Origin of the sequence: Rhodopirellula sp. JB055, assembly GCF_043100905.1 — a bacterium.
In the GTDB taxonomy this organism is placed as follows: domain Bacteria; phylum Planctomycetota; class Planctomycetia; order Pirellulales; family Pirellulaceae; genus Rhodopirellula.
This window is the reverse complement of sequence record NZ_JBICHO010000253.1, coordinates 1-2,654: the sequence shown is the minus strand read 5'-3', so window position 1 is coordinate 2,654 and position 2,654 is coordinate 1. Positions and strand designations below refer to the sequence as shown.

Genomic DNA, 2,654 nt, shown 5'->3' with positions numbered 1-2,654 from the left:
GTCAGGTCGATCGCAACGGCTTTCTCCAAATGCTTGGCGGCCTGCTCGTGCCGTCCCATCGCGTGCAGGGTTCCACCCAACATCTGATGACCCTCCGCGTCCCGCCCCTCTGGAAAACCGAGGGCATTGGCTCGCTGGAGATACGGCAACGCCTTTTCCATTTGCGTGTGCTTGTCTCGCGGAGAGATCGCCTGATTGGCCCTGGCGTAAGCTCCAGCTCCGATCAGAAATTGCTGCATCGGATACAGCTTTCTTTCATCTGCATCCTCCGCATTCAGTTTGGCGCGAGCCGCCAAATCACCAGCCACGACGATGTTGCCGGCAACGTACTGAGCCGATGCCAGGTTCAATGTCTGAGCGGCATCAATGTCTCGGCCACCTGCCACCACCGAAAACATGTAGGCGAATCCGACCATCGTGAACATCGTGACGAACGCCAACGACGCGACTGTGGTCTTGGACCGGCTGCTCGACGGAGTCGCGTCTTGATTTTCGGTTTCGTTCGTTTCAGCCACAATGACACCTCGATCGGGAACCGTTCGCGTTACCAAACTCAGCGCCGCCGTCGCAACCGCGGTCCGGAAGAGACGTGATTGAGTGATTCAAAGAACCCGACTTCCTCGCGCGCGTTTCACAATTTTTCCTTGAGCTGCAAAACAAGCTTGCGAGCCTGCGTTTCAACTTCAGATACGCGGAACCTCACCCACGGACTCTTCTCTACCGACAGATTGTTGATGCACTTTCGTTGATGCACTTTCACTGTGAAAAGGCAGATCAAAAGCCTCTGCTGCAGATGCAAAGTGAGCATTCACAGCACTCAACAAAAGCAATTCGAAAAAAACTTTCCAAAACTTGCATTCCGTCGAAGCAAGGCAGGAAGCGGTCGATTCGCATAGCGGCACGCCATCGCAGCGAATCTTCAAACAGTGGCTAGCGAACTTCCCCCCGGTGGTGCAACGCTCGATTTTCATCTTCAAAAACTGGAATCCTGAAACACTGCGGCCCTCAATTCGCCCTTAAAGCGCCACAACGAAAACCACTGCCCTTCCACTCATCGAAGGCGACACTTAAGTGACGCAAAACCACATCACCCTAGGCAGCGAAAAAACGAGAACTTGGTGGCTGTTCACGCGAGAGCAGGACCGTGACCCCGCCAACCTAAAACTGGACCTTGTCGCAAATCCATTCACACCCGACGCAAAACCTGGGAGCGTTCTTTCCCTTTATCTGTACTCTACGAGGGATTTCTTTTCTTATCTCGTCTTGAATTGATTGGAGTAGTGATGCGAACTGCGTCTCGGAAAATTCACCAGGGTTTCACTTTGGTTGAGCTATTGGTTGTTATCGCCATCATTGGCGTTCTCGTTGGACTTCTGCTGCCCGCCGTCCAAGCTGCTCGAGAAGCAGCACGTCGAATGAGCTGCAGCAACAACTTCAAGCAGATCGGCTTGGCGTTGCACAACTACCACTCGGCATACAACCAAGTCCCTGAACATCAGGGCGGAACCCACGGCACAGGGACCAACGCCTGGTCGGCCGCCACGGGCAACAATCGTCTGGATCTTTCCTGCTTGGTTGGGTTGACCCCCTTCTTCGAACAGCAAGGTTTGTGGGAACAGATCAGCAACCCTTACCAAGTCACCGAAGGCACGGCCGGCATCGGAAATGTCTACGCACCGATGGGTCCGTGGCCAGGACGTCCGCTGAACTCGGCGACCAATGGTGCCGGTGGCTTTTACGGACCTTGGATGACCAGCCTGCCGATGCTTCGTTGCCCTAGTGACCCGGGTGTTGGATTGCCCGGCCAAGGGCGAACGAACTACGGGCCCAGTCTCGGCGACTCCACCGACACCACTTGGGGTGGCTATCGCAACCGAGGCAATGGCAACCCAACCACCAACTCGTCTTACTTGTCCCGTGTCCGCGCTTCGCAACGTGGGTTCTTCCGGAACCAACAAAAGTGTGCTTTTCGCGACGTCCTGGATGGCCTCTCGAACACCATCGCCTTCGGTGAAATTGTGACCGACTTGGGTGACAACGACACACGAACCAAAGCAGTCGACGGTGCCGTCAACCTGCTCAACATCGGCGGCAACACTTCCTGCGAGCAGTACGTTGATCCAGAGCGACCTCAGTTTTGGCTCAGCTCGGCCCCCAAGGTTGGCAGCAGCGAACAAACTCGCGGCATGAAATGGGCCTACGGCAGCCCTGTTAGCCAACAGGTCTTCACGATCCTGACGCCCAACTCACCGTTGTGCATCAACAACACCAACATCGTTTCCATCGCGACCAGCCCCATGGGAAGTCGTCACCAAGGTGGATGCCATGTCTTGATGGGTGACGGTGCGGTCAAATTCATCACCGACTCGATCGATGCCGGCAACGCCAATCGCGGACAAGTTGGTGCCCACGCTCAACACAACGACCCCGAATCCGTCCCGGGCGCCGAAAGCCCTTACGGTTTGTGGGGTGCTCTCGGCACTCGCAGTTCCAAAGAAATCATCTCAGGAGAATTTTGATCCGATGCGATTCAACCTCAAACACGCTTTCGCGCTGACCTTCTTCGCGGTCATCACAACCACCCTCGGTTGCGGAGAATCAGAGTCCGGTCCATCGGCTGATCCAGACCAGATTCAGGAGTACCTGGACAACAA

General features: G+C 55.5%; 1 protein-coding gene and 1 pseudogene. One reads left to right on the top strand and one right to left on the bottom strand.

Going from position 1 to position 2,654, the window contains the following annotated elements:
• Nucleotides 1-515: pseudogene (locus ACF8AM_RS10455) on the bottom strand (hypothetical protein); the annotation flags it as partial.
• Between the two features lie 768 nt (nucleotides 516-1,283).
• Between ACF8AM_RS10455 and ACF8AM_RS10450 the strand changes: the two are divergent.
• Nucleotides 1,284-2,519, top strand: a complete 1,236-nt coding sequence (locus ACF8AM_RS10450) for a DUF1559 domain-containing protein (protein ID WP_392555587.1) — start codon at nucleotides 1,284-1,286, stop codon at nucleotides 2,517-2,519.
• Nucleotides 2,520-2,654: the final 135 nt, after the last annotated feature.

Coding starts and splice junctions, on each gene's coding strand:
- ACF8AM_RS10450 (WP_392555587.1), top strand. CDS start 1,284: ATGCGAACTGCGTCTCGGAAAATTCACCAGGGTTTCACTTTGGTTGAG.